Raw genomic sequence first — 26,951 nt, 5'->3', positions numbered from 1 at the left:
CCTATGATTCGAACGATTCTTAAAGCAAACAAGTGGGAACTGATGACGTATTTCGTGTTAACCGGATTGATTACACTGGGCGGATTCTATCTGTTATATGGGGATGTACTTACAGGGGAGAATCGCAATCGGGCATGGACGTATATCGGAGTTGTCGTTGTAGGAACTGTGGTCACCGGATATATCGCCGCATTGCGGCTTCAGCGCAAAATTGATCTGCTTGATCTCAATATGTTGAAAGTATCTAAAGGAAATCTTGCTGTTCGGATGCCTGATGCGGAAGATGCTTCCTTTGGACGGGTCTATCAGGAATTTAATGTAATGATGGAGTCCATTGAGAAAAAAATGAGGTTACTCCAGCGGCTTGGTGAGCAAGAGGTTATTGAAAAGGAACAAGCATCCGAGCGTGCCGTTATCGAAGAACGTAAACGTATGGCAAGGGATCTGCATGACACGGTGAGTCAGCAACTATTCGCCATGCATATGTCTGCTTCATCCCTTCCACGTCTACTAGAGATGAATCCGGAGCATGGTCGGAATGTGCTCGACCAGTTAATTCAGATGTCTCATATTGCACAGCGCCAGGTGCGTGGATTGATCGCGCAACTTAGGCCGATTGAATTGGAAGGGCGCGACCTCGCTGCAGCACTCGACAGCTGGTTCCCTGACTATTGTCGGCAAAATGGTTTAAAAGGCGTGAAAGAGCTGGAGTTGGATGGCGGAGTCTCGGATGCCATTGAGCACCAGCTGTTTCTCATTATTCAGGAGGCGGTAGCCAATGTTGTTAAACATGCTGAAGCCGGACTTGTTAGTCTGGCCATCCGAGAATCCGAGCATCAGATCAGCATGAGTATCAGTGATGACGGGCAAGGTTTCTTACAACAGACGGAGCGACCAGGTTCATATGGGTTGTCCACGATGCGAGAACGTGCTGAGAAGCTGGGCGGTCAAGTCCAGATTATATCCAAGCCTGGAGCGGGTACAACGGTACGAGTGCTCATCCCGAAATTTGATAACGTGTCCGAGGAGGAAACAGAATGAATGGCAAAGTAAACGTAATGATTGTGGATGACCACGACATGGTACGAATGGGCTTGAAGACTTATCTCATGCTGGAGCCTACGTTCCATGTGATGGCAGAAGCGGGAAACGGGCAACATGCACTGGATCAGCTACGAGAGATGAAGGATTCGGAAATGCCAGACCTGATTCTGATGGATCTGATGATGCCGGTGATGAACGGAGCTGAGGCTACGCAAGCCATTATGTCTGAATTTCCGGGTATGAAGATTGTCATGCTTACCAGTTTTCTTGAAGATGATCTTGTTGTTCAAGCGATTGAGGCGGGAGCAGTTAGTTATGTGCTGAAAACGGTATCTGCCGAAGAACTGATCTATGCTCTTCAAGGTGCTAACAGAGGCATGCCCGTGATGACGGGGGATGTGTCACAGGCGTTAACGCGAGGAATTCGGCAGCGGACGGCGAGGGAAAGTGAATCCGGACTTACGGATCGGGAGAAGGAAGTGCTACTACTTATTGCTGAAGGGAAAACCAACAAAGATATCGGAGAAGAATTACATATCAGTATTAAAACCGTTAAAACACATGTGAGTAACCTGCTGATGAAATGTGAGATGGATGATCGGACGCAGCTCGCTATTTATGCTCATCGACAGGGCTGGGTGAAGAAATAGGGCTGAAAATGTTGCTATGACGGGAAAAAACAGCAATTATTGCATGCTTTTATCTCCTTTTTAATTGTTTTTAAGGTACGATTAAGGTTCAAAGTACAAAATAAGGACAGTTAAAGAATATCTCTTGCAAATAAGAGATTGGGAGGTAGAGAGGCATGGACGAACGTAATTATAGATCAAATCGACAAGATGAGGAAAAGGAAACAAATCAAACTGAAAACCGCAATCCTGCCGGAAATGATGACTCCTCGTATTATTATTCTTACGGTCCTTTCCAGTCCGTAAGTCAGGAAGATACAGCTAGTGGCAATGGTTCAAGGCAAGAAGGAAATGTGGAGATTACAAGACCAGATCCAGTAAAACCTGTACCTTCTTTCCATAGTCATGATGCCTCTGGTCAAACGGGCAGAATCTCTGGTGGCGACGGTTCAGGTCATGGCGGAGGCCAAGGGAATGGAAATAACAACAATGGTAACTGGAACTATAACAGCCGCAGACCTCGGTCTTCTGTGAGATCCCTTCTGTTCTCCTTTATCGCCGGTATGCTAGTGATTACTGTGCTGATGTATACAGCGGATAGAACGAACATGTTTACACCACAGGCCGCATTGACGAATTCTGGAACAGAATCTGCTCAGGAAACACCAAGCAATACAGGTGGAGTCAACAATGTGACAGCATCTTTGTTGCCAACAGGTAAAGAGGATGTATCCTCTGTGGTGAAACAGGCAAGCCCGGCTGTCGTGAAAATTGAAACGCTGGCGAAACAGTCCACACGTGGTTCTGGACAAGGTGGAGCGAATACAAACGATCCTTTGTATCAATATTTCTTCGGTGGCGGACTTGGTGGACCTAGTGGGAATCAACAACAAGAACAAGGTCAACAACAGCCTCAAGCTAACAATCAGCTCGTACCCATGGGGATCGGTTCCGGATTTATTTTTGACAAAGAAGGTTATATACTGACGAACCAGCACGTTGTTCAAGGTGCAGATGTCATTCAGGTAACACTTGAGAACAATAGCAAGCCATATGAAGCTAAATTGCTCGGAAGCAGTTTTGATCTTGACCTTGCCGTGTTGAAAATTGAGAAAAATAGCGGAGATAAAGATTTCCCTGTAGCACCGCTCGGCAACTCGGGTAGCACACAAGTTGGTGAATGGCTTGTAGCCATCGGTAACCCGGAAGGTTTTGAACATACCGTAACTGCAGGTGTTCTTAGTGCCAAAGAACGTACAATCAGCATTCCGGATCAAGAAACAGGTAAAACACGGGAATACAGCCACTTGTTGCAAACAGATGCTTCGATTAACCCGGGTAACTCGGGTGGTCCGTTGCTGAATCTGAATGGAGAAGTTATCGGTATGAACGTTGCTGTAAGTGCGGATGCTCAAGGTATTGGTTTTGCAATCCCATCCAGTGTCATCTCGGAAGCGGTGAAATATCTGAAAGAGAACAAAGATGTTCCGAAAGAACCTGTACCGTTTATCGGTGCTTCTCTGATGAACCTCACTCCAGAAGTGGCTAAACAAATGGGAACAAATATTACAGAAGGTTCGGTTGTTGCAAGCACGGTATATCAATCGCCAGCTTACCAGTCTGATCTGAGACCGTATGATATCATCACTGGCGTAAATGGTACTCCAAAAGCAACAAGCCAGGATCTGATCGACTTTATCAAGACTCAGAAAGTCGGCGGAGAGATTACGTTGAATGTTGTGCGTGACGGCAAGAAGATTGATGTGAAAGTAAAGATTGGCAACAAGTATGATTACGATACAACACAAACACAGCAACAATAACTACAGCAAAGAGATGAAGAATAGGAACGGAAGGGTGTAGCCCCTTCCGTTTTTTTTGCACGAAGCTTCTATTCTTTATTATGCTGCACGGCTTCTCTAATATGGAGAAGATGCGAATCGGGCTTTGGCCTGTTACAATGAGTATACAACGATAGGGTAAAGGAGAAAGACCATGCGCTCAACGATCTTGATTGTAGATGACGACGAGAAAATTGTGTCTATGCTGCGCCGAGGCCTAGCATTTGAAGGATATGAGGTACAGACGGCTTCCAACGGAGCAGAGGGACTCAGTAAGTTGATGGATAAAGAGCCTGACATCGTGGTGCTTGATGTCATGATGCCACAGATTGACGGTTTTGAGGTATGCCGCAGACTTAGAGAAGCGGGGAGTAAAGTGCCTGTTCTGATGCTGACCGCAAAAGATGAGGTTCAAAGCAGGGTGACTGGACTGGATACCGGTGCTGACGATTATTTGGTGAAGCCGTTTGCACTGGAGGAATTGCTTGCTCGTGTCCGGGCTTTGTTGCGCCGTAAAGCGGATATCTCCAGCGTGGTGGATAATCGCCTGGTGTATGAAGATATTATTCTGGATAATGATTCACGTGAAGTGCTCCGAGATGGCAAACGGCTGGAATTGACTGCAAAAGAGTTTGAATTGTTAAACCTATTCATGCAGAATCCGAGACGTGTGCTTTCCCGTGATCTGATTATGGACAAAATCTGGGGTTATGACTACAGCGGAGAGTCTAATGTGCTGGAGGTTTATATTGCGATGCTCAGGCAGAAAACGGAAGAGCATGGGGGCAAACGTCTGATTCAAACCATCCGGGGAGCCGGCTACATCTTAAGAGGTGACTCGTAACATGTCCATTCGGTTGAGACTAACCGCATGGTACTCGGGTATACTGGCAGCCGTGCTGATCTTTTGGGGTGTGGTCATTTATGCGTTTGTCTATTTCAATACGTACAACGAAGTAGAACAGCAGTTAAGAGAAAAGAGCTTGAGAATCACGCAGCAGATTGGAGTTAATCCGCTATCACAGACGCTGGACCTGGAGCCTTTTGCAGAGAGTCAACTTCAAGAAGCTCAAATTTATATTCAGTTGGTCGATTATCAGAGTGGATCTTATAAGCGTTCGGACAATTTAGTTAAATCCGGAATTTCTTTTCCTATTGCCAAGATTCACAATATACGTGAAGAAATAGGGATAACTAAAATGGTCGTGGAGGGCATTCCTTTTCTTGTGAATCAACAAGCCCTGTCACTTCAGGGAACCAATGACATCAGGGGGCTACTTCAGGTCGGTGCTAATGTCAGTTCACAGGAGCGTTTGCTGGAGGCATTGCGGAATATCCTTGTGTTTGGGTGGCTTGTAGCTATGGCGCTTGCCATTACATCCGGTTTGATTCTGGCCCGTAAGTCCATGCGGCCGCTGGTTAATGTGATTGATGCCGCTAATCAAATTCAGTCTGGAGACGATCTTAGTGTGCGTATTCAGTATTCGGGGCCGAAGGATGAGATCGGTCGTCTGATTGAAACGGTAAATAACATGCTGGAGCGAACGGAGCTGTCTTTCCGTGGGCTCGAAGAGACGAATGCAGCGCAACGACGTTTCGTATCTGATGCTTCCCATGAGCTGCGGACACCGCTGACGACGATTCGAGGGAATGTTGATTTCCTGAAAAAGCTGTGGGATCAAGAGGGAAATGACCGTCCGAATCTGGATGAAGAAACGATCAAGCAGATGTCTATTGAAGCGATTGAGGATATGGCTGATGAAGGCAAACGTATGAGCCGTCTAATCAGTGATATGTTATCCCTTGCCAGAGCGGATACAGGTCAGAAAATCGAGCTTAATCCTATTCCGCTGCAGATTCTAGTGCAGGAAGTGGCACGCCGGGCCCAATTCCTGGATCGTCAGGCCGACTGGCTCCCAGGGGATTTGTCGATTCTGAACGGCATTTATGTGAACGGAAGCAAAGATTATCTGCAACAAGTCTTGTTTATTTTTATCGAAAATGCCTTTAAATACACCCCAGAGGGTTCGGTTACGCTGGATGCTCTGTTATACAAAGGGCAGGTCGGACTGCGGATCAGTGATACGGGAATCGGCATGGAACGGGATCAGGTACCGTTTATCTTTGACCGTTTCTACCGGGCAGATGAATCTCGCGGTGCGACGCCGGGCATCGGACTTGGATTATCCATTGCCAAATGGATCATTGAGGAGCATAACGGCTCGGTTGAAGTGGTAACGAGACGAGGAGAAGGAACCACTTTTATCATCTGGTTGCCTGTAGTCTTTGCCCCGCCTATCGAATAAAGGTATAATAGATGAAGACTGCAATTACATCGGCCGTTACAGCCGAAAAGAAAGCGGGTGGCAACCAAGTGGAAGTACTGCGAATTTCGCCGCGGGGATACTGTTACGGTGTTGTAGATGCCATGGTGCTTGCACGTCAGGCGGCACGCAACCTGGATTTACCACGGCCTATTTATATATTAGGTATGATTGTGCATAACAAACATGTGACAGATTCTTTTGAAGATGAGGGCATTATTACACTGGACGGTCCGAATCGGATGGAGATTCTGAATCAGGTGGAGAGTGGCACGATCATTTTCACGGCTCACGGTGTCTCACCGGAGGTGCGCAAGCTGGCTAGGGAGAAAGGACTTACCACAGTGGATGCAACATGTCCGGATGTGACGAAGACTCATGATCTGATCCGGGAAAAGACGGCTGAAGGTTATGATATTATCTACATTGGTAAGAAGAATCACCCGGAGCCGGAAGGTGCGATTGGTGTTGCACCAGACCGTGTTCATCTGATTGAGAAGGAAGAAGAGATTGAAGGTCTGAGTGTGCCTGCCGGGAAAATTTTGATTACCAATCAGACGACAATGAGTCAATGGGACATCAAACACATTATGAGCCGGTTGCTGGAGAAATTCCCAGGAGCTGAAATTCATAATGAAATCTGTCTCGCTACACAGGTACGTCAAGAAGCGGTAGCAGAGCAAGCTGGGCAGGCCGACCTTGTTATTGTTGTAGGTGATCCACGCAGCAACAACTCCAATCGTTTGGCACAAGTGTCCGAGGAGATTGCGGGCGTGACGGCATACCGTGTATCAGACGTATCTGAAATTCAACAAGACTGGTTGAAAGGTGTGCAGAAAGTGGCTGTGACATCAGGAGCTTCAACTCCAACACCAATCACCAAGGAAGTTATTCAATATCTGGAGCAGTATGAGCATGATCAGCCGGAGACGTGGGACATCAAACGTACCGTTAATATGAGCAAGTTGCTGCCTCCAGTTCGAGAGAAGACACGTACCACATAGTTTCGAAAGTGAATAGGAAACATCCTGCTGTGCAGATCCTCGTTTTATTTGGAGGTGGTATAGCAGGATGTTTTTTTGTCTATACATTTTATGTTTTACCTATAGAGAGTGCCGGACATAACGATTACTTCTTGACGATAGGAAGAAACTGTGTTACATTTACTTTAGTGATTAAAAGCTTAAAAGCGAACAAGCGTTTAAGTGCGACAGGATTTTTGGGATACGAACCACAAGACAATCAGACGCACGAAATAAACGAGTGCTCTTATACAAGGAAGGATGGGACAATTTATGATCGTAATTGCAGGCAAAGCTACCTCGGAGGACCAGATTCAAGATATCGTTAGTGTGATTGAAAAGGAAGGGCTGCAGGCACATGTATCCCGCGGAGAGGACCGCACCATCATTGGATTAATTGGTAAAGTGGAACCTAAAATGCAAGAACACCTGCGCCAAATGAAGGGCGTAGAGAACGTGGTGAAGATTTCGAAATCTTACAAATTAGCAAGTCGTGACTTCCATCCGGAAGATACCGTAATTTCGATCAAAGGTGTAGATATCGGCGGAAAAGAGCTTGTCGTTATGGGCGGGCCTTGTGCGGTTGAATCTGCAGCACAAATTGATGAAATTGCTGGCCTTGTGAAAGCGGCGGGTGGTCAGGTTCTTCGTGGAGGTGCCTTCAAACCACGTACGGGACCGTATAGCTTCCAAGGAACGGGTGTAGAAGGTTTGATCATGATGGCGGAAGCGGGCCAGAAGCATAATCTATTGACGATTACGGAAGTCATGACGCCTGAATACGTAGATATTTGCGCAGAGTATGCGGATATTCTGCAGGTGGGTACACGTAACATGCAGAACTTCGACTTGTTACGTAAGCTGGGTGAGTGCGGCAAACCGGTATTGTTGAAGCGCGGATTCAGTGCGACATACGATGAATTGCTTAATGCAGCGGAGTACATTCTTGCTGGTGGCAATCCGAATGTGATGTTATGTGAACGTGGTATCCGTACGTTCGAATCCTATACACGGAATACACTAGATCTTTCAGCGATCCCTGTATTGCAGTCTCTGAGCCATCTGCCAGTCATTTCTGACCCGAGCCATGGTACAGGACGCCGTGAATTGGTAGAACCAATGACCAAAGCCTCGGTAGCCGCAGGAGCTAACGGCTTGATTATTGAGATGCACACAGATCCCGATAACTCTATGACTGGCGATGGTGTGCAGTCTCTGTTCCCTGACCAGTTTGCGAACCTGCTACAAGATCTGGAGAAACTAGCTCCTATTGTGGGCAAAACATTTAACACAGCTAAACAGCCTGCTGCATTTTTTCCGGCACGTGTAGGTGTATAATTAACACGGATATCCAGATTTGAAGAGTCAAAACCGGACATCTATCCAGATTTGTTCCTTGTGAACAATTTGGGTAGATGTCCGGTTTTTCGTCTATTTTGCATAGATGAACATATTTATTAATCAAAGGTGATAAGAAACATTTATGATGTCATGTTTTTCCATGATTTAGGCTATTTTCAGGGTTGCTTCACCGCATTAAATCGGTCAAATATAAATAATTAACGTTGTTATATGTATTTTTAAATATTATAGAGTGTAAGTATACCTTACATGCTCGCAAAAAATACCTCACATAAGTATTGACGATGTTATGTTTCAGAATTTATAATGACGACAGAAAAAAATTCGAATATATAGACATTTTCTTCGTGGGGTTGTTTAATGTTCGGAATATTTGGGAGGACGAATACATGTCGGTTGAAAACGTATTGAAATCAATTCAAGAGAACAACATCGAGTGGGTAGATTTTCGTTTTGTAGATTTGGCTGGTCGTGCGCATCACATCTCTTTGCCAGCTTCGGCTGTTGATGCAGACACGTTCGTAAATGGAGTAGCGTTTGATGGTTCTTCTATCCAAGGTTTCCGTGGTATTGAAGAGTCCGATATGGTTATGATGCCTGACCCTGAAGCGACTTATGTCGATCCGTTCACTGCACACCCTACATTGAATGTTATGTGTGACATTTTCACACCGGATGGCGAGCGTTATGAGCGTGATCCCCGCAGCATCGCAGTGAAAGCTGAAGCTTTCCTGAAAGAGAGCGGCGTAGGTACTGCAGCGTTCTTCGCACCAGAGTCCGAGTTCTTCATCTTTGACGATGTTCGTTATGAGAGCGGAACGAACAGCTCTTCTTATTTCGTAGATTCCGAAGAAGCATCATGGAACACAAACCGCAAAGAAGAAGGCGGTAACCTGGGCTTTAAAGTTCGTACTAAAGGTGGATATGTTCCAGTAGCTCCAGTGGATACTCAACAAGATATCCGCAGCGAAATGTGTCGTTTGTTGGAAGAAGCCGGTTTGTCCATCGAGCGTCATCACCATGAAGTAGCAACTGCCGGTCAAGCTGAAATCAACTTCCGTTTTGATACGTTGAAGAAAACAGCAGATAACCTGCTTGTATACAAATACATCGTGCACAATACGGCACGTCAATATGGCAAAGTAGCAACATTCATGCCAAAACCGTTGTTTGGTGATAACGGAAGCGGAATGCACGTTCACCAATCCATCTTCGATGGCGATTCCCCATTGTTCTATGACAAAGGTGGTTATGCTAACCTGAGCGAAATGGCTCTGCACTACATCGGAGGTATCTTGTACCACGCTCCAGCACTGATCGCTTTGACGAACCCAAGCACGAACTCGTTCAAACGTCTGGTTCCTGGTTATGAAGCACCGGTTAATTTGGTTTACTCCAAAGGTAACCGTTCCGCAGCTGTGCGTATCCCGGTAGCGGCTGTAACTCCTAAAGGCTGCCGTATCGAGTTCCGTACACCAGACTCCACAGCTAACCCTTACTTGGCATTCTCTGCAATGTTGATGGCTGGTCTGGATGGAATCAAACGCAAAATCAATCCAACTGAGCTTGGATACGGTCCACTGGACAAAAACATTTATGACCTGTCTGATGCAGACAAAGAAAACATCCGCAGTGTACCGGCTTCCCTCGAAGAAGCACTTGATGCACTTGCAGCTGACAATGAGTTCTTGACTGAAGGCGGCGTATTCACCAAAGAATTCATCGATAACTATATCAATCTCAAACGTGATGAAGCTAAAGCTGTTGCAATCCGCATTCATCCGCATGAGTACAGCCTCTACTTCGACTGCTAATCGGTCGGAATCGGAACCGAAGGGATTCCAGCTCAAAGCCTCCGGGAGTTGCTCTCGGAGGCTTTTCCTTGAAGCAAACAGTGCAGTGCTTTAACTTTTTAGGGTGATAAAGTAATTTGATAGCCTAGAATGTAGTTTTCAGTGCATATTCCCCTTGAAGCAGTGAGGGAATACTGATATCATAGCGATAATATTTACTTCATATGTCAGTTAAGGATGGAAAGGGCGGGGGATTTTTTGACAAAGAGAGCGTATAACTTTAATGCAGGACCAGCGGCGCTGCCACTAGAAGTATTGGAGCGTGCTCAGGCAGAATTTGTAGATTTTCGTAATACAGGCATGTCGATTATGGAGATGTCACACCGTGGGGCGGTGTACGAGTCTGTACATAATGAAGCTCAGGAGCGCTTGTTGTCACTGTTAGGCAATCCAAAAGGCTATAAAGTTCTTTTCTTGCAAGGCGGTGCAAGCACACAATTTGCGATGTTGCCGATGAATCTGCTTGGGGCGGGTCAGACAGCTGGTTACATTATGACAGGAAGCTGGGCCAAAAAGGCTCTGTCTGAAGCGAAATTGATTGGAGAGACGCAGATCGTTGCTTCTTCGGAATCCGATAAGTTCATGAAATTACCGGATGTTTCGAATTTGAGTTTGCCTGAACGTACGGCTTATGTGCATGTAACTTCAAATGAAACTATCGAAGGCACACAATTCAAAGCGTTCCCTGATACTGGATCGGTACCGCTCATTGCAGATATGTCCAGTGATATTTTCTGTAAACCGTTTGATCTGAATCAGTTTGGTATGATCTATGCAGGTGCACAAAAAAACCTCGGTCCTTCGGGAATTACCGTTGTTATTGCACGTGAGGAGCTGGTGAGTGAGTCTCCTAAGACGATTCCGACCATGTTCCGTTACAGCACGCATGTAGATAACAACTCTCTGTATAATACACCGCCATCCTTCTCGGTATATATGGTGAATGAAGTGTTGAAATGGATTGAGGAACAAGGCGGTCTGGCTGGTGTGGAGCAAAAGAATATCAAAAAAGCGGAATTGCTGTACAATACAATTGATTCCTCAGGGGATTTCTATCGCGGCTGTGTCGCATCAGAAGACCGCTCTTTGATGAATGTGACGTTCAGGCTCGGTTCCGAGGAACTGGAGAAGAAATTCATTAAAGCCTCTGAGCAGGAAGGTTTTGTAGGTCTGAAGGGGCATCGTAGTGTAGGAGGACTTCGTGCTTCAATCTATAACGCGGCTCCTTATGAGAGTGTTAAGGCACTTACCGACTTTATGAACCACTTCCAACAGGCAAACAGTTAACCCTAAGAAAAGAATGCATGACCAAATAGGGCGGTAGTGAAGCTTCGATGAGCTGTCCTCCTGCTGTGGCAAAGCCTTCCACATTGACGTGTGGAGGGCTTTTCTTTAAAATTAGAGGATTGTTGTATACATGAACATGAAATAAAAGGAGACCAAACACATATGGCATTACACATCGTTCTGGTTGAACCAGAGATTCCGGCTAACACGGGCAATATCTCGCGGACTTGTGCAGCGACTGGCACCCATTTACATCTCGTGCGTCCTTTAGGGTTCCGGACAGATGATGCAACTTTAAAGCGTGCTGGACTGGACTACTGGCATGCCGTTCATATCGAATATCATGATTCTTTTGACGAGGTTCGGCAGAAGTATCCGGACGGACGTTTTTTCTACGCAACAACGAAAGCGAAAAACCGGTATTCCGATTTCGAATTTCAGGATGGCGATTTTCTTGTGTTTGGGAAAGAAACGAAAGGGCTCCCACCTGAATTAATTGCTGCTAATCCAGAAACTTGCATGAAGATGCCTATGAGCGGTGATGTTCGTTCATTAAACCTTTCCAATTCAGCAGCAATTATTGTATATGAAGCACTGCGTCAGCTAAATTTTCCAGGGCTGGATTAATGAATTACATTCGAAAAGACGGATAGAATTCGTTAAAAAAACATTTTTCAAAAAAAAGGACAAAAAATGTTTATTTCCAGCAGGATTCGACAAAATTTTGGCGAATCTATAGATATAGTACTAATGTACCTAGAAATTTAGAGTAAGATAGGAGAGGTGTGCCGTAGCTATGAAGCCAGCAGGAGTAGTTCGCAAAGTTGACCAATTGGGTAGGATCGTATTGCCTAAATCTTTGCGCAAAAGGTATCAAATGAATGAAGGAGATCCTGTAGAAATTTTAGTTCAAGGGGATCACATTATCTTGGAAAGATACCGTCCGAAATGTATTTTCTGCGGATCAATGGAAGATGTCAATGACTTTAAAGAGCGTTACATATGCGCACAATGCTTAGAAGAAATGACTCAGCTTTCATAAAAACAAGCAAAAAAACACTATGGAGCATATAAACTCCATGGTGTTTTTTTGCTTGTTTAACGTTGTATAAGGTAACACTGCGACTTGAAAGGCTATTCTATCTTCGAGTGACTATGTAAACTAATAAATCATCTTTAGTTCAACTGATTTAGCACAGGCAAAATCTGATTCCATACAGCGTTCAAGATGCCTTGCATATTCTCCTCTTCACTGTTGATACTGATGACAGCCTCTTTGGAAGGCAGAACAATGCAGAATTGGCCATAAGCTCCATCTGCCCGATAAGCATCATGCGAACACATCCAGAACTGATAACCATAGCCTTTTCCCCAATCTCCATCTCCTGTTGTCTCAATCTGCTTACGTGTAACGGCTCTGATCCAATCTACTGGAACGAGCTGTTTACCGTTCCAGCGACCTTCCTGAAGCAGAAACTGTCCAAATCGGCTTAGTTCTTCATTACTCAGCCAAAGACCCGCACATCCGAGGGTAATGCCGAGCGGAGAAGTCTCCCAATGGATATCAACCATGCCTAGTGGTTCAAAAAGACGTGGAATGAGGTAATCCTTTACTGTCAGACCAATAGTCTCTTGCAACATGGCTGAGATCATAAACGTATCACCACTACTGTAAGTAAAATGTTCTCCTGGCATTCGATCCAATGATAAAGACATGTAGTGTTTGACCCAGTCCTTTTCCTCTAAAGAAGCGCGTTCGTCAGCCCAGAGAGGCGGGGCATCGTGACCTGATGACATGCGAAGCAGATCCCGCAATGTCAGCTCTCGTGGAGAGGGCAGTCGTGAGGAATTTCGCTGTGCTTGGTCATAAGGGAAGTAATCGCCCAAGGTGTCATCCAGTTGAATAAGTCCTTCTTCAACGGCAAGTCCAACCGCCATACAGGTAAAGGATTTGCTTACAGAATGTTGCACACGCCTGCGATCTCCGTCCGAATGCCATTCATCCAGAAGTCGACCGTTTTGCAGTACACGTACAGAGTGCACATGAAGCTTCTCTTTGGTTATTTTGTCAACAAATCCTTTAAGTTGTTCGGCCATGAGTATCCTCCAGTTCCAAGCGTTTACCTGAATGAATCCAGTCTGGTGAAACGTTTCCGTAATCGGATTGCAAAATTAGAACTCATGTTAGTATATTCTTGGTTTGATGTCAATTCTGGTGTAATAATGAATGATCAAATCTGAAAATACTCGTTATATAAGTGCCTTTTGGATCAAAATTGGAACAAACAGGTCACTTTTTTCATAAAAAAACGCGAAAATTGTAAAAAGGTTATTGACAGGGTTTACTCAACGGGATTATGATTTATTCGAAACGATTCGAAGAAATCGCTTCCAAGTAAAATGTGGATGTTTAAACTTCAAGTAAATCAATGTTGAGTGTTTTTGAAACGATTCGAGAGAATCGTTTCGATAACCAAAGCCAGTTAAGGGGAGCGTGTTGGGGGAAGAAGTAACGGCACGCAATGACAGAGAAAAAGCAAACTGCAGTTAAAAGCAACAAAGATGAAAGGGGTTACGATCAATGGCGCATATTACGATCGAAACCGGATCGCCCACATTATGCATGAATACAAGCATACACGTGGTATCCAGTGACTCTGGAGAGACTTCAGGCGGTACACTATATCTGCTTCACGGGGCAGGAGACAATGCGAGTACATGGCAACGTCTGACCACCATTGAGATGTATGCAGCCCAGTATGGTTGCACCGTCATCATGCCTGAAGCAAATCGCAGTTATTACACGGATATGGAATACGGCCTGAATTACTTCCACTACATCACGAAGGAATTACCCGAACTATGTGAAAGGCTGCTGAAACTGAATTCTGACCCAGACAAAACATATGTTGCCGGTTTGTCTATGGGCGGATATGGAGCATTGAAATGTGGGTTGACCTATCCTGAACAGTACAGCAAAGTGGTGTCTTTATCTGGTGTAACGAATATTCAGGCGCGCCTTCGTGATCCTCATATGCCAGAAGGCATGATCAAGGAAATGAAAGCGGTTTTTGGGGAACGGTTACAGGTAAAGGCTGATCAGGATATTTACGCATTGTCAGCGAGACTGCTGGAGCAGGGAGGAGCCTTGCCGAAGATACTGAGTTGTTGCGGGGACCATGATCCTTTCGTGGACATGAATCGGGACTACGCCGAATATATGCAGGGAACTGCATTTGATTTTCGGTATGTAGAAACACCTGGCACGCATGAATGGCGATTTTGGGAACAGCATCTGAAAACGATGTTTGATTTTCTTTACAACGACAACACCATAGTAGAGTGAGGAGATGCAAATTGAAACCTGCAGCCGAAGGACCTAACAAAAAGCTGAAGGCAAACATGAGAGGCAAGTCGCTTTGGACTGAAATCTGGAAACACCGAATGACATACACCCTGCTTATTCCGGGAATGGTCTGGTTGATCCTGTTTGCCTACATGCCGATGGGCGGCCTGTCACTGGCGTTCAAAGATTACAAGGCTAACCTTGGAATCTGGGGAAGTCCATGGAGCGGATTTGAAAACTTCAAATACGTTTTCCGTGATCCGACCTTTATTGATGCCGTATGGCGGACGCTTTACATTAACATTTTGAAACTGATTATTCAGTTCCCATTCCCGATTATTCTGGCACTGCTGTTGAATGAGCTGCGGATGCGTAGAGGGAAAAAGTGGTTCCAGACCATTCTGACGTTTCCACATTTCCTGTCCTGGATCATTGTATCCGGTGTAGTCATCAACGTACTAGCCTATGATGGACTCGTAAACAGTGCGCTTGGATTACTTGGATTGCCAACAATTAACTTCTTGGGTTCTGAATCAAACTTTGTTCCCATGTTGCTGCTGACCGACATCTGGAAATCGAGCGGCTGGGGCGCAATTATCTTCCTGGCAGCGATCTCCGGTATCGATCAGGATCAATATGAATCTGCACAGATCGATGGTGCATCCCGGATGCAGCAGATGTTCCGTATTACGCTGCCAAACATTATGCCAACGATTACAGTGATGTTTATTTTGTCGGTGGGTGGATTGATGTCCTCCGGTTTCGACCAGATCTTCAACTTGGCGAACGCCGCAACGAAAAATGTATCTGAAGTACTCGATGTATATATCTATCGGATTACGTTCCAATCATCAACCGACTTTTCATTCTCGACAGCGGTCAGCTTGTTCCGTTCCCTGGTGAATATGGTACTGCTGCTTCTGGCCGACAGATTTGCCAAGTGGCTTGGCGGAGACGGTTTGTTCCGATAAGAGAGGAGGAGAAGTGAGATGAGCAAAGCTGGAAGAAAGCCTAAGATTGGCACCGAACGAATGACTTTTCTAGATTACATGATATTTGCCGTTTTACTGGTGCTTGCGCTGATGATTCTGATTCCGTTCTGGAATGTCATTATGATCTCGTTTGCAACCCAAAAAGAGTATGCTGAAAATCCGTTCCTGATGTTCCCGAAAGAGTTCACGCTTGATTCGTATAAAGCACTGTTCGCTGACGGAAGTATCCTGTCGGGTTACAAAAATACATTGATTTTGCTGGTTATTGGTTTACCGCTCAGCTTGTTCCTAACCACAAGCATGGCTTATGGCCTGAGCCGCGGCAATTTCCCATTTAAAAAGTTTCTCTTTTTCCTGGTATTGTTCACCATGATCTTTAACGGAGGTATCGTTCCACTGTACCTCATTATGAAATCTTTACATCTTACAGGTACGTTATGGTCTGTTATTCTGGCAGGAAGTTTCAGTGCCTTTAACATGATTTTGATGATGAACTACTTCTATACCTTGCCTGAATCGTTGATGGAATCCGCGAGACTTGATGGTGCAGGGGAGTGGAAAATTCTCTTCTCCGTGGTGCTTCCGCTGGCCACGCCTATTATGGCAACCATCACACTCTTCTACGGTGTAGCTTACTGGAACAGCTGGTATGATGCGATGATCTTCCTGCGAAAAGCGGACCAGTTACCACTGCAGAACGTGTTAAGGAACATCATTGTAACTTCCACAACGAATGCATCCAATGCATCCAGTGTGGATGCGGTAAAACTGAGCAGCTTCTCTATGGGTATGAAAATGGCTGCGGTATTTGTCACGATGGTACCAATTATGTGTTTCTTCCCAATGCTGCAAAAGCACTTTGCCAAAGGGGTATTAACAGGGGCTATCAAGACCTGATATACACATAGGATTTCAATACACAAGAAATTCGACTAAAAACATGGGGGTAAAAGCATGAAAACGGGTAAAAAGCTGTCAGTCAAATCGTTATTTGCGATCACACTCTGTCTCTTGATGTTGGTAGTATCCGCTTGTTCCAACAGCAGCAGTTCCGGGGGTGGAAACGAGAAAGATGCGGAAGGGAATTACAAAGATAACCTGACCATTTCTGTAGCGAATCTGACCGAAGTGAAAAACGGGAATATGGACAATGAGTTCCATAAATTCTGGGAAGACAAGTTTAACATCAAATGGGATTACAACTATATTGACTGGGATTCATGGGGTGAGAAACTTCGCCTGTGGATTAACTCTGGTGACCTGCCGGATGTGGCAGTATGGAACTATGTACACGGCGATGCCATCAACAATATCGACCAAGGCTTGTTCTACAAGTTCCCGGATGATTGGAAAGAAAGATGGCCTAACGTTGCTGCGGCTTACAAGCTGACAGGACTGGGCGACAAGCTGGAAGAATTGACAGGTGGAACTTACCTGCTGCCTAGACCTATTTATTTTGAAAATAAACCAGCTGACCCGCTGACCAACCAAATCGGTGTTATTGCTCTTCGTAAAGACTGGGCAAAAGCGGTTGGGTTCGAACTGAAAGATGCCTACACAACTTCTGAATTGAATCAGTTTGCTGAACTGGTAAAAGAAAAAGATCCAGGTAAAGTAGGCAATAAACTGGTGCCATTGTCTTACAATGCTGCTGATGCAATGACCAACATCATCATGCCTAACAGTGTGCATGCGATGACAGATGTACCTTTCTACAAAGGTGAAGATGGTCAGTTTCATTGGGGCCCTGCAGATCCAGAAACGCTGACAGGTCTGAAATTGATGCAAAAAGCGTACAAAGATGGACTGCTTAACCCAGAGTTCTACACTTGGAAAAACAATGAAGGACAAAACAACTTTAAAGTAACAGGTACAGCGGCTGTAACCAGTCTTGGTGGACTTGCTTCTTACAGACAAGGTCTGGATTCTGATATGAAAAAGAACCTTGGCGTCAACAGTGATGATCTCGTTCACACAGCGATCGTTCTTGGTGATGACGGTAAATACCGTAACATGGAGCAAGCGAACTTCTGGTCTGCTCTGATCTTTAACCCGAACATCAGTGATGAGAAATTCGAACGCATCATGGACTTGATCGATTACTCCGCAACCAAAGAAGGACAATTGCTGATCAACATGGGCTTCGAAGGCAAGGACTGGAAATATGATGACAATAAAGAACTGGTAAATCTGTTGCCTGAAGGAACAACGCTGGAAGATAAGTATCCTGCACGTTTCGAAGGACTGTACCTTCTGGGCGATGACTTCAGTGTCGTAAACCCTGCAATCAAAAAAGATTATCGTGACAGAGCAGTAGAATTGTTCAAGGAAAAAGCTAAACTGGGTACTGAAAGTAAATCACTGGCACCATACGATTGGGATGTTAACCTGTACGATTCCAAAGCGAAGAGTCAAGCTTCTTTCGATTATCAAAACGAATATGCCAACTTGATCCTCAAAGGCGGAGACTTGGAAGCCAACTGGAAAGAATGGGTTAACAGCAAAATGTCACTGGTTCAGCCTTATCTGGACGAACTGAACGAAAAGTTCAAGTAAACGTAATGAAATGAAGAACAACATGGGGATGGCAGGAGCGTTCTGTCTCTCCGTGCGATTGAACCCGGTGCGCGGTCTCTCCCCGAACGCAACCGGGTTCTTTCTTTCAATTAAAGGTAGTGGAGGATGGTTACGTGAATAATCAGCAGTTGATGGATTTGATGAATCAGATGACGCTGGAGGAGAAAGTGGCACAGCTGTTGCAGCTGACTGCCAATTTCTATGAAGGAACAGATACGCAAGGTCAGATTACAGGACCGATGGAAGAGATGGGCATTACAGAGCAATCCGTGAGAGCGAGCGGCTCCATTCTTGGTTTATCCGGTGCCCAAGCGATTATGGATGTGCAACAGGCTTATTTGAAAAAAAGCCGTCTCGGCATCCCGCTATTATTCATGGCAGACGTGGTGCATGGTTTTAAAACGATCTTTCCGATCCCGCTGGCCATCGGCTGTTCATGGGATCTGGAGCTGGCAGAGAAAAGTGCCGAGATTGCGGCGCGTGAATCCGCAGTATCGGGTTTACATGTCACCTTTTCACCGATGGTCGATCTGGTTCGTGATCCGCGCTGGGGGCGTGTGATGGAAACAACGGGTGAAGACCCGTATCTAAACAGTTTATTTGCTGCTGCTTTTGTTCGTGGTTACCAGGGAGATAACCTGACGGGTGAGCTGGATCGTCTTGCAGCCTGTGTAAAACACTTTGCCGCGTATGGTGCAGCGGAGGGTGGACGTGATTACAATACGGTAGATATGTCAGAGCGTCAGCTCCGTGAATATTATCTGCCAGCATATAAGGCGGCACTGGATGCTGGTGTGGAAATGGTAATGACTTCATTCAATACCGTTGATGGTATTCCAGCCAGCGGGAATGAGAAGTTAATGCGTAATATTTTGCGTGAGGAATGGGGCTTTGATGGCGTGCTGATCTCGGACTGGGCTTCCATTCGTGAGATGATTGCCCATGGTGCGGCCGAGGATGACCGGGAGGCGGCATATCGTGCGATTCGTGCGGGTGTGGATATGGAGATGATGACGCCATGTTACGTCAACCATTTGCCTGAACTGATTCAAAAGGGTGAAGTGGAAGAGCACCTTGTTGATGAAGCGGTTTTGCGTATTTTGCAGCTCAAAGACAAGCTGGGTCTGTTCGAAAACCCGTTCCGAGCCGCTGATCCGGAGCGTGAGCGCGAGATTGTTTTTTCCAAGGAACATCGCGAGGTATCACGGGAACTTGCTGCGAAGTCTGCGGTACTACTTAAAAATGGCGGACAAGCCCTTCCGCTGCAACCTGATGCGAGAGTTGCATTGATTGGACCTTTCGCTCAAAGCGAAGACATCCTCGGTTGGTGGTCTTGTGAAGGTGTCAAAGCGGATGCGGTGAAACTGGGAACAGCGTTACAGGAGCGCCTCCCACAAGGTAAGGTTCTCGTAGCTAAGGGCAGTGATGTGCATACCATCACAGATGAGCAGATTGCCGCAGCACTGGAAGCAGCAAGTCAGTCTGATATCATCGTGCTTGCACTGGGCGAAGATTCCGAGATGAGTGGAGAAGGCGGCTCGCGGACAGATATTCGTTTGCCAGCAGCGCAATTGCAATTGGTACAGGCGCTCAAGGCGGCAGGCAAACCGATCGCCAGTGTTATTTTCAATGGACGTCCACTTGATCTGAATGGGGTTATTGGCGAATCAGATGCTGTACTCGAAGCCTGGTTCCCCGGAAGTGAAGGGGGAGCAGCGATTGCGGATATTCTCACAGGAGCAGTGAATCCGTCCGCGCGACTTACGATGTCCTTCCCGCAATCGGTTGGGCAAGTCCCGGTGTATTACAACCATTTCAATACAGGTCGCCCAATCAACCCGGATAATACCGAGAATCGTTATGTTTCCCAATATATTGACAGTCCGAATGAACCGTTGTTCCCGTTTGGATACGGTCTTTCCTATACGTCATTTGCTTATGGAGAGGTTCAAGTGTCGGGACAGGAGATGACTGCAAATGATTCTCTGACGGTTCAGGTGCGTGTAACCAATACAGGGGATCGTGCTGGTGTAGAGACTGTGCAATTATACGTTCGGGATGTAAGCGGCGAAGTGGTTCGTCCGATGCGTGAGTTGAAAGATTATGTGAAGCTATCCCTTGCGCCGGGGGAAACGGGTACGGCTACGTTTACATTACATGAAGAACAACTGCGTTATCATCATGCTGATCTCAGCTATCGCAGTGATCGTGGGGAGTTTCGTGTGATGGTTGGACCAAACAGCAGAGATACACAGAGCCAAACATTCAGACTTGTCTGAATCGTTTTATGCTGTAACGAGACGTCTGTTACTTCTTATTTTAAGTTCAGGTCTTTCATTAAGAAAGGCCTGATCAACATAACAGAGGAGCGAAGAATATGGTCAGTATCAAGGATATCGCCAAAAAGGCGGGAGTTTCCATCTCGACCGTATCGTACGCGCTGAATGGAAGCAATAAAGTGACCGATGAGACCCGTTCTAAAATTTTGGTCATCGCCAAAGAGCTGAACTACGTTCCCAACGCGGCTGCCAGAACATTGAAAAAGAGAGAGTCACGAATTCTAGGTGTATTTCTCACGGATTTCAGCGGTGATGTATACGGAGACTTGTTAACGGGTATGAAAGCGATATGTAATGCCCAAGGATATGATCTTATTGTATGCAGCGGCAAACAGTCTCATCGGATGCTGCCGGAGCGAATGATTGACGGGGCGATTATTCTCGATCATACGTTTTCAAGTGAAGAACTCATGCAGTACGCCGATCGAGGACATAAAATTGTAGTGCTTGACCGTGAGTTGAAACACCCTAATATTAATCAGGTACTGCTCGATAACAAGGCAGGGGCCACACTGGCGATGGAATATTTGATTGAACACGGTCACAAAAAGATCTATGTAGTTACGGGTCCAGAAGGTTCGTTTGACTCTGTACAACGGTTGAAGGCTGTAAGACAGGTTGCGGAGCGTCAGGCGGATGTGGAATGGATTGAAATCGTGGGAGATTTCGAGAAAAGTGGTGGGGAACGAGCCGCAGATCACATTATACAGACGTATGACGGACCGGCAGCTGTCTTTTGTCTTAATGATGAGATGGCTATCGGTTTATGTGATCGTTTTGCAGATAGTGAACTCGAGATTGGCAAACAGATTGATGTCATTGGCTTCGATCATATTGAGCTTACCAACTACGTGCAGCCCAAGCTGGCGAGCATCGATTATTCGAAACGAAAGTGGGGGGCGCTTGCAGCTGAACAATTAATTAAAATTATAGCTGGAGAACCTGTTGATCACGAGCGCATATATGTCACGTTGGTGGAAGGGGAGTCCGTAACCGGACCGAATTCGGCCCAAGTCAGGTTGACCATGCCAAATGCAAACGAACGTGCAGTCAGCTACTAAACAAGCTTTTTGTGTCACCGCCGAGAGCTTGTTAGCCAAAATCTATTGTTATAGCAAGAGACAAGCTTTGGAGGGAGGGAACATCCTTTTAGAACTTGTTTTTTGCTGTATGCAGAAACATGAAAAAAGCCTCTCCGAGGAGAGGCTTGGCCTTACCGTTACAGGCCTTTTGTTTTGTCGTGGTTGTAGGATGAAGTGAGGATGCCTGTGATAAATAGCGTCAATACAACTGCAATAATCCAGAATGTCAGTGAAAACGACATACACTTCGCACCTCCTGCACAAACTCATTTACTTCTATTATAACCATATTTGTTAGAAAAGGAATGCCCCGTCCCATCATTTGTAAAATAAAAAGTGGGTAGGCACAGGTCTCAGACTGCCATCCGAAGGGTTATTAATGACTCGGTTATTCAGAATTAGCGATGAGGAACCACCGCCATCCAGATTATAAGCGTCCACTACGCCAAGTTTAAGCAATCGGCCTTGCATCTCTTCGAGGGTGGCACCTGAGCTTCCGCTCTCGTTATAACCATCGACAACCATAATCAGTAATTGATCATCTTTGTAATTGCCAATGACGGTTCGAGGAGCCCGTTTCGGTGACACCTTCCATTTGTCTGGAATAATCGTTTTCTGTCCATTTTTCATAAGGACGGGTACAAATGTTGCTCCAAATTGCGGGCGTAGACGATCCAGGGAGCTTTTATCGAAAAACTTGCCTCCCACCAGTTTACCAGCATCGTTTAACCCGACAAAGAACAGGTCTTTGAAGCTAGCCTGAAAACCGTTGATGTACTTCCCATCCATGACGGTAGTGCTGAGAGGGTAACGCTTGCCACCACTGTCAGCAAATCCGCCAGCATTAATCCCGGCAATCGCTCCGCTCCGTTTGACGGCTTGCATTGTCGTTTCTGATCGCCCTAACTCACTATTTAAGGCCATCTTCATCGCATTGTGATCTTTCAGCTTGATCTTCATGGCATATCCCTTATAGGTGCCTGGGTTTACCCGATACAGCTCGATGGTGATCCGATCACTGTCTACCCGATCCAAAGGAACGCCAAGTTTGGACGTAATGCGCTTGTTGTAGATTGTTTCCGGGCGAGCAGCTTGAACTGTAGCCTTTTGTACAATGGTAGACATCGTACTGGTCGTTTTATTGTAAAGCAGGGTTGTTCTTTTAATAGAAGAAGAAGTTTGAACAGCAGCCTCTTTTGCTCCCGCAAGTTCCTTGCTGATTGTTTGGGTCTGAGAGGTTACCTCATCCTCTGGCAAGTTTGTGGGAATGATAGCTCCTACTTCTAGTTCAGGACGAAATAGCAACAAACATATGATCAATCCTATAAAAGGAGCGAGTGCAAGCATAAAAAAACGATTAACCTGTTTCACGGGTGTAATCATTTGAGCAAGTCCATCTTTTTCTGGAGAGCTTCCAGTTGTTTCTTCACTTCGCTCAATTGCGTATACAATTTGTTGCTGTTGTCTGTTTTGTTGCTTGCATTGTCCTTGGTGAACGTTAACAGTTCATTGAAGGACTGAACCTGTCCTTGCAATGCCGCAACTTCTGAAGAGATCGTTGTTAGTTGCTTTTCATAATCGTTTTTCAATGCGTCAATCTGATGCTGGGTATGGACCTGAAGCTGATTGATCATCTGTTGCTGGAGGTGGTTACTATAATAGTAGGTTCCAGTGACTCCTAGTGCAATGAGAACGATCCACATGACCAGAAACCACTTAACGGATGATCTGATCTTGCCTTTGGCGCTCCGGGTGTGATGGATGTCAGAAGACGGGTCGGATAGTTTCATAACATCACTCCTGGTTCGGGTATATTAGATTAAAAAAATCCAATCCTCATTCTACCATGCTGCTATGGATTACGCAAAAATGAAATTCTTTAAATAATAGATCAAAAAGAGATTGCATCGGAAGGAAGTCCTAGGATACAATTTCTTATAGATGCAATAAGTAGGAACTTTGGGCGGGTTTTTCGACTTTTTTAGATAGAAATGCAGGAATTTTATACTAGGTTTTGATCATTTCAAGTATGGAATGGGGCCCATCTTGCCTTTTCTACAGCAGAATACAGTCAGAAAACAGAGGTTTTGAGCTTCTGAGTCCTGTATTCTCCTTTTATTCGACATAATCCGACCTTAGCTTCATCTATACTCGGACTGTCGCATAAAATGCCTAAAGGATATAGATGGAAAACAGAAGTCAATTGTCCAATACATAACAGGGGGAACCACAATGAAAAAAGTATGGCAGGTGGTCATCGTAGATATCCACCCCACCAGCATGCTGGGAACAAAATTAATCTTGGAAGAGCAACAGGATCTGACGGTACGTGGTATGACTTCGACCGGAACGGAGGGCCTTGAACTGGTGAGTATGCATAAGCCTGATCTGATTCTCATGGATTATCGTCTTCCAGAAGGGCAGGCAGATCAATACATCGCTCAAATCAAAGGGTTATCGAATGAGACACATATTATTATTCTGACAGATGAAGATAACATAAAGCTATTTCGTTACCTGATGAGCCTCGGTGCAAGTGGCATGTTATCCAAACAGGCTTCGCCAAGCCAACTGATTCATCTGATCTCTGGGCTCAGAGAAGGTTACGTTTCAATACCCATGTCCTGGTTAAACAGTGAGGATTGGGGGCAACCTGCCGATTCACAGGCTGAAGAAGGTATAATTGAACTAACCGAGACAGAAACTTTTATTATGGAAAGAATTGTTCAAGGGGTAACCTATGATAAAATAGCGAGTGAGATCAATGTGAGCCGGCGCTCGATAGACAATTACTTGCGTAAAATCTATGTGAAGCTGGAAGTGAGCAGCAGAGCGCAGGCCATCGAACGATATGCCTTGCATGCAAGGCAATCCAAGACGGTGTCTTGATTATTGCATCGTTTAGTCCTGGCAGGTCCAAATAAAATTGTTCTTATAGGTCAAAGTCAGATGGGTCCACTCATGCGATAATTCAGGTATTCGTTCAGTTATATTTGGTGCCCAGTCGGAATAGGTTGTAGGGCGGCTGCGAGAACAGTTTCGGAATAGGGTTGAAGGAGGATCTATCCATGAAATATTTCTTTGCTTCCCGTACCAACAGGCTTTTGTCTTCACCGTTGAGGGATATACGTGAGATGTCTGGCAAGGAGTATTTCATTTCTCTCGCTGAAGAATTGCCTGCGGAGGAACTGTTTCCTTTTAAATTGTTGGAGGAAGCGGCATTGTCCGTATTTAGTTCAGGCCCTTCTGCATTGCAGTACGGTGAGCCAGGGGGATATGCTCCATTAAGAGAATGGTTGAATGATGATTGGAATAAGCGCAAGGGTATCCGGACTGTCTCCAATCAGATTCTGCTGACTACAGGAACTCAACAGGCAATCGATCTCGTGATGCGTCTGTTACTGGAGCCGGGAGACTCTGTACTTGTTGAACATCCTACTTCTCCTGGTTGTCTTGAAGTACTTGAAATGCAAGGAGCCAAAATTGTACCCGTTTTGGGAGATCAGGATGGCATTTTACCAGATTTATTGGAACAGCACATGCAGCAGGTGAGACCGAAGCTGCTTTTTGCTGCACCCAGCTTTTCGAATCCCACGGGAATTTTGTGGACCATGGAACGACGAGAGGCTGTTCTTGAATTGTGTGCGCGTTACGGTGTGCTTCTTGTTGAGGATGATTCCTATGGTGAGTTGCATTTTGACGGCTTGGAGCCAGCTGCCTTCTATCGCAAGTATCCTTCGCTCTTTGCATTAGATACTGCAGATCAAGGTGGACATGTCCTCTACATCGGGTCCTTCAGCAAAACAGTTGCACCTGCACTCCGCACAGGGTGGGCTGCGGGACATCCGAAACTGATTGAGGCAATGGCCTCCGTCAAACGAATTGCGGATGGACAATCCAGTCCAATGAATCAGCGGCTACTGTACCAATTGCTCGCTCAGTCACCTTTTCGATGGAGCGATCACTTATCCATGCTGAACAGGGAATATAAAACAAGACTTAAATTAATGCTTGAATTGTTGAAGAGACCAGGCTGGAAAGGATGCAGCTATAATATTCCTCAGGGTGGAATGTATCTATGGGTGCAGTTGCCGGAAGGACTGAACAGTGAGGCACTGCTTAAGGCAGCTTTATTGAAGGGCGTATCTTTTCTGCCCGGAACGTTATGCTCCACAGGAACACTTGATCAACAATATATTCGGTTAAACTTCAGCCGCCCCGGCCGGGATGAGTTGTTGCTTGGCATGAATTTAATTAATGAAGCCATCTCAGAATTTACCGCTCGCAGTTAAGAGGAGAACGATTTCAACTCAGAATTTCAATGTAGTTTAAAAATCATTTAGATTACCTTATTGCATCCACTAACATTTTTATATATAATATGAATTAATGAGTGGCTGGTTTCTTTAAAACGATGCAACAACGGTTGCGAGTCCAGGTTACGCACTCATACATTTTAATCATTGGGGGAAATTTTAACATGTCTAACGTTCTTTTTATTAAAGCTAATGACCGTCCTGCGGATCAAGCAGTTAGTGTTCAATTGTACGATGCATTCCTGAGCGCATACAAAGAGTCCCACCCAGGTGATACCATCACTGAGCTGGACCTCTACAATACAGATCTTCCTTACTACGGCAACACTGTAATCACTGGTGGTTACAAAGCAGCTAACGGTATCGAAGCAACTCCAGAAGAGCAAAAAGCAGCAACACTGGCTGCACAATTGCAAGATCAATTCCTGGCAGCTGATAAAGTGGTATTTGCGTTCCCACTGTGGAACTTCACTGTTCCAGCACCACTGGTTAACTACATTTCTTACCTGAGCCAAGCGGGCAAAATGTTTAAATACACTGCTGAAGGCCCAGTAGGTCTTGTAGGCGACAAAAAAGTAGCATTGTTGAACGCACGTGGTAGCGTATATTCCGTAGAGCCTATGGCATCTGCTGAAATGTCCGTTCGTTATGTAACAAACGTACTTGGCTTCTGGGGCATCCAAAACCCTGAGGTTGTCGTTGTAGAAGGTCACAATGCTTCTCCTGATCGTTCCCAAGAGATCGTGGAAGCTGGCTTGAAATTGGCTAAAGAAGTAGCAGCAAGCTTCTAATCCATTTCAATATGGATTTACTGAAAACGCCCGTCGTCTCCAGAAGGAGATGACGGGCGTTTTTTGTGTGTTTTTTGGCGCGCGAGAGCTTCCTAGCTATATATTCACATGGAAGGCAGGTAACTCGAAAACGCCAAAAGAGTCTT

23 protein-coding genes are annotated in these 26,951 nt (G+C 45.5%); 20 read left to right on the top strand and 3 right to left on the bottom strand.

The window, feature by feature from the left end:
- Positions 1 to 3 precede the first annotated feature (3 nt).
- From EC604_RS15540 to EC604_RS15490, 11 genes are all read left to right on the top strand, one after another.
- The gene (locus EC604_RS15540; protein WP_123065038.1) at positions 4 to 1,041 is read left to right on the top strand and encodes a sensor histidine kinase; all 1,038 of its coding nucleotides are present in this window, start codon (positions 4 to 6) and stop codon (positions 1,039 to 1,041) included.
- Complete coding sequence (locus tag EC604_RS15535) at positions 1,038 to 1,694, top strand: response regulator (RefSeq protein ID WP_123065037.1); 657 nt, start codon at positions 1,038 to 1,040, stop codon at positions 1,692 to 1,694. Before EC604_RS15540 ends, EC604_RS15535 begins: the two co-directional genes overlap by 4 nt.
- Before the next feature lie 155 nt (positions 1,695 to 1,849).
- The gene (locus EC604_RS15530; RefSeq protein WP_123065036.1) at positions 1,850 to 3,496 is read left to right on the top strand and encodes a S1C family serine protease; all 1,647 of its coding nucleotides are present in this window, start codon (positions 1,850 to 1,852) and stop codon (positions 3,494 to 3,496) included.
- Positions 3,497 to 3,668: 172 nt separating this feature from the next.
- Positions 3,669 to 4,358, top strand: a complete 690-nt coding sequence (locus tag EC604_RS15525) for a response regulator transcription factor (protein WP_123065035.1) — start codon at positions 3,669 to 3,671, stop codon at positions 4,356 to 4,358.
- A 1-nt stretch (position 4,359) separates the two neighbouring features.
- Positions 4,360 to 5,820, top strand: coding sequence for a sensor histidine kinase (locus EC604_RS15520; RefSeq protein ID WP_123065034.1), 1,461 nt, complete (start codon positions 4,360 to 4,362; stop codon positions 5,818 to 5,820).
- A 68-nt stretch (positions 5,821 to 5,888) separates the two neighbouring features.
- Positions 5,889 to 6,842, top strand: coding sequence for a 4-hydroxy-3-methylbut-2-enyl diphosphate reductase (locus tag EC604_RS15515; protein ID WP_123065227.1), 954 nt, complete (start codon positions 5,889 to 5,891; stop codon positions 6,840 to 6,842).
- Between the two features lie 291 nt (positions 6,843 to 7,133).
- On the top strand, positions 7,134 to 8,198 hold the full coding sequence (gene aroF, locus EC604_RS15510; RefSeq protein WP_123065033.1) for a 3-deoxy-7-phosphoheptulonate synthase: 1,065 nt from the start codon (positions 7,134 to 7,136) through the stop codon (positions 8,196 to 8,198).
- A 413-nt stretch (positions 8,199 to 8,611) separates the two neighbouring features.
- Complete coding sequence (gene glnA, locus EC604_RS15505; protein ID WP_090919896.1) at positions 8,612 to 10,036, top strand: type I glutamate--ammonia ligase; 1,425 nt, start codon at positions 8,612 to 8,614, stop codon at positions 10,034 to 10,036.
- Between the two features lie 237 nt (positions 10,037 to 10,273).
- Positions 10,274 to 11,362 (top strand): 3-phosphoserine/phosphohydroxythreonine transaminase, encoded by a 1,089-nt coding sequence (serC, locus tag EC604_RS15500; RefSeq protein WP_123065032.1) that lies wholly within the window; start codon positions 10,274 to 10,276, stop codon positions 11,360 to 11,362.
- 162 nt (positions 11,363 to 11,524) lie between these two features.
- Complete coding sequence (trmL, locus tag EC604_RS15495) at positions 11,525 to 11,989, top strand: tRNA (uridine(34)/cytosine(34)/5-carboxymethylaminomethyluridine(34)-2'-O)-methyltransferase TrmL (protein ID WP_123065031.1); 465 nt, start codon at positions 11,525 to 11,527, stop codon at positions 11,987 to 11,989.
- Between the two features lie 169 nt (positions 11,990 to 12,158).
- Positions 12,159 to 12,404, top strand: a complete 246-nt coding sequence (locus tag EC604_RS15490) for an AbrB/MazE/SpoVT family DNA-binding domain-containing protein (protein ID WP_090919903.1) — start codon at positions 12,159 to 12,161, stop codon at positions 12,402 to 12,404.
- Between the two features lie 134 nt (positions 12,405 to 12,538).
- On the opposite strand, the gene EC604_RS15485 is transcribed toward EC604_RS15490, so the two are convergent.
- Entirely contained in the window at positions 12,539 to 13,459 is a 921-nt protein-coding gene (locus tag EC604_RS15485; protein WP_123065030.1) for a serine hydrolase domain-containing protein, read from the bottom strand.
- 484 nt (positions 13,460 to 13,943) lie between these two features.
- Between EC604_RS15485 and EC604_RS15480 the strand changes: the two genes are divergently transcribed.
- The 6 genes from EC604_RS15480 (at position 13,944) to EC604_RS15455 (ending at position 21,677) form a co-directional block, all read left to right on the top strand.
- Positions 13,944 to 14,708 carry an alpha/beta hydrolase gene (locus EC604_RS15480; RefSeq protein WP_123065029.1) on the top strand — a complete coding sequence of 255 codons (765 nt, stop codon included), beginning with the start codon at positions 13,944 to 13,946 and terminating at the stop codon, positions 14,706 to 14,708.
- Positions 14,709 to 14,719: 11 nt separating this feature from the next.
- The gene (locus EC604_RS15475; protein ID WP_123065028.1) at positions 14,720 to 15,679 is read left to right on the top strand and encodes an ABC transporter permease; all 960 of its coding nucleotides are present in this window, start codon (positions 14,720 to 14,722) and stop codon (positions 15,677 to 15,679) included.
- An 18-nt stretch (positions 15,680 to 15,697) separates the two neighbouring features.
- On the top strand, positions 15,698 to 16,597 hold the full coding sequence (locus EC604_RS15470) for a carbohydrate ABC transporter permease (protein WP_123065027.1): 900 nt from the start codon (positions 15,698 to 15,700) through the stop codon (positions 16,595 to 16,597).
- A gap of 57 nt (positions 16,598 to 16,654) precedes the next feature.
- A complete protein-coding gene (locus EC604_RS15465; protein WP_123065026.1) occupies positions 16,655 to 18,256 on the top strand; it encodes an extracellular solute-binding protein in 1,602 nt (533 codons plus the stop codon).
- Between the two features lie 134 nt (positions 18,257 to 18,390).
- Positions 18,391 to 20,556, top strand: coding sequence for a beta-glucosidase BglX (gene bglX / locus EC604_RS15460; protein ID WP_123065025.1), 2,166 nt, complete (start codon positions 18,391 to 18,393; stop codon positions 20,554 to 20,556).
- A gap of 98 nt (positions 20,557 to 20,654) precedes the next feature.
- Complete coding sequence (locus EC604_RS15455) at positions 20,655 to 21,677, top strand: LacI family DNA-binding transcriptional regulator (protein ID WP_123065024.1); 1,023 nt, start codon at positions 20,655 to 20,657, stop codon at positions 21,675 to 21,677.
- 339 nt (positions 21,678 to 22,016) lie between these two features.
- Here the strand turns inward: EC604_RS15455 and EC604_RS15450 are convergent, their stop codons facing one another.
- Both EC604_RS15450 and EC604_RS15445 read right to left on the bottom strand, forming a co-directional pair.
- Entirely contained in the window at positions 22,017 to 23,081 is a 1,065-nt protein-coding gene (locus tag EC604_RS15450; protein ID WP_123065023.1) for a phosphodiester glycosidase family protein, read from the bottom strand.
- Positions 23,078 to 23,488 carry a hypothetical protein gene (locus EC604_RS15445; protein WP_123065022.1) on the bottom strand — a complete coding sequence of 137 codons (411 nt, stop codon included), beginning with the start codon at positions 23,486 to 23,488 and terminating at the stop codon, positions 23,078 to 23,080. Before EC604_RS15445 ends, EC604_RS15450 begins: the two co-directional genes overlap by 4 nt.
- A gap of 442 nt (positions 23,489 to 23,930) precedes the next feature.
- On the opposite strand from EC604_RS15445, the gene EC604_RS15440 reads away from it, so the two are divergent.
- From EC604_RS15440 to EC604_RS15430, 3 genes are all read left to right on the top strand, one after another.
- The gene (locus tag EC604_RS15440; RefSeq protein ID WP_123065021.1) at positions 23,931 to 24,587 is read left to right on the top strand and encodes a response regulator transcription factor; all 657 of its coding nucleotides are present in this window, start codon (positions 23,931 to 23,933) and stop codon (positions 24,585 to 24,587) included.
- Positions 24,588 to 24,766: 179 nt separating this feature from the next.
- Entirely contained in the window at positions 24,767 to 25,990 is a 1,224-nt protein-coding gene (locus tag EC604_RS15435) for a PLP-dependent aminotransferase family protein (protein ID WP_123065020.1), read from the top strand.
- Between the two features lie 122 nt (positions 25,991 to 26,112).
- A complete protein-coding gene (locus EC604_RS15430) occupies positions 26,113 to 26,805 on the top strand; it encodes an FMN-dependent NADH-azoreductase (RefSeq protein WP_429351263.1) in 693 nt (230 codons plus the stop codon).
- The last annotated feature ends 146 nt before the right edge of the window (positions 26,806 to 26,951 follow it).

It is taken from the genome of Paenibacillus amylolyticus (assembly GCF_003719335.1).
Lineage (GTDB): Bacteria > Bacillota > Bacilli > Paenibacillales > Paenibacillaceae > Paenibacillus > Paenibacillus amylolyticus_D.
This window is presented reverse-complemented; position numbering and strand designations above follow the sequence as displayed.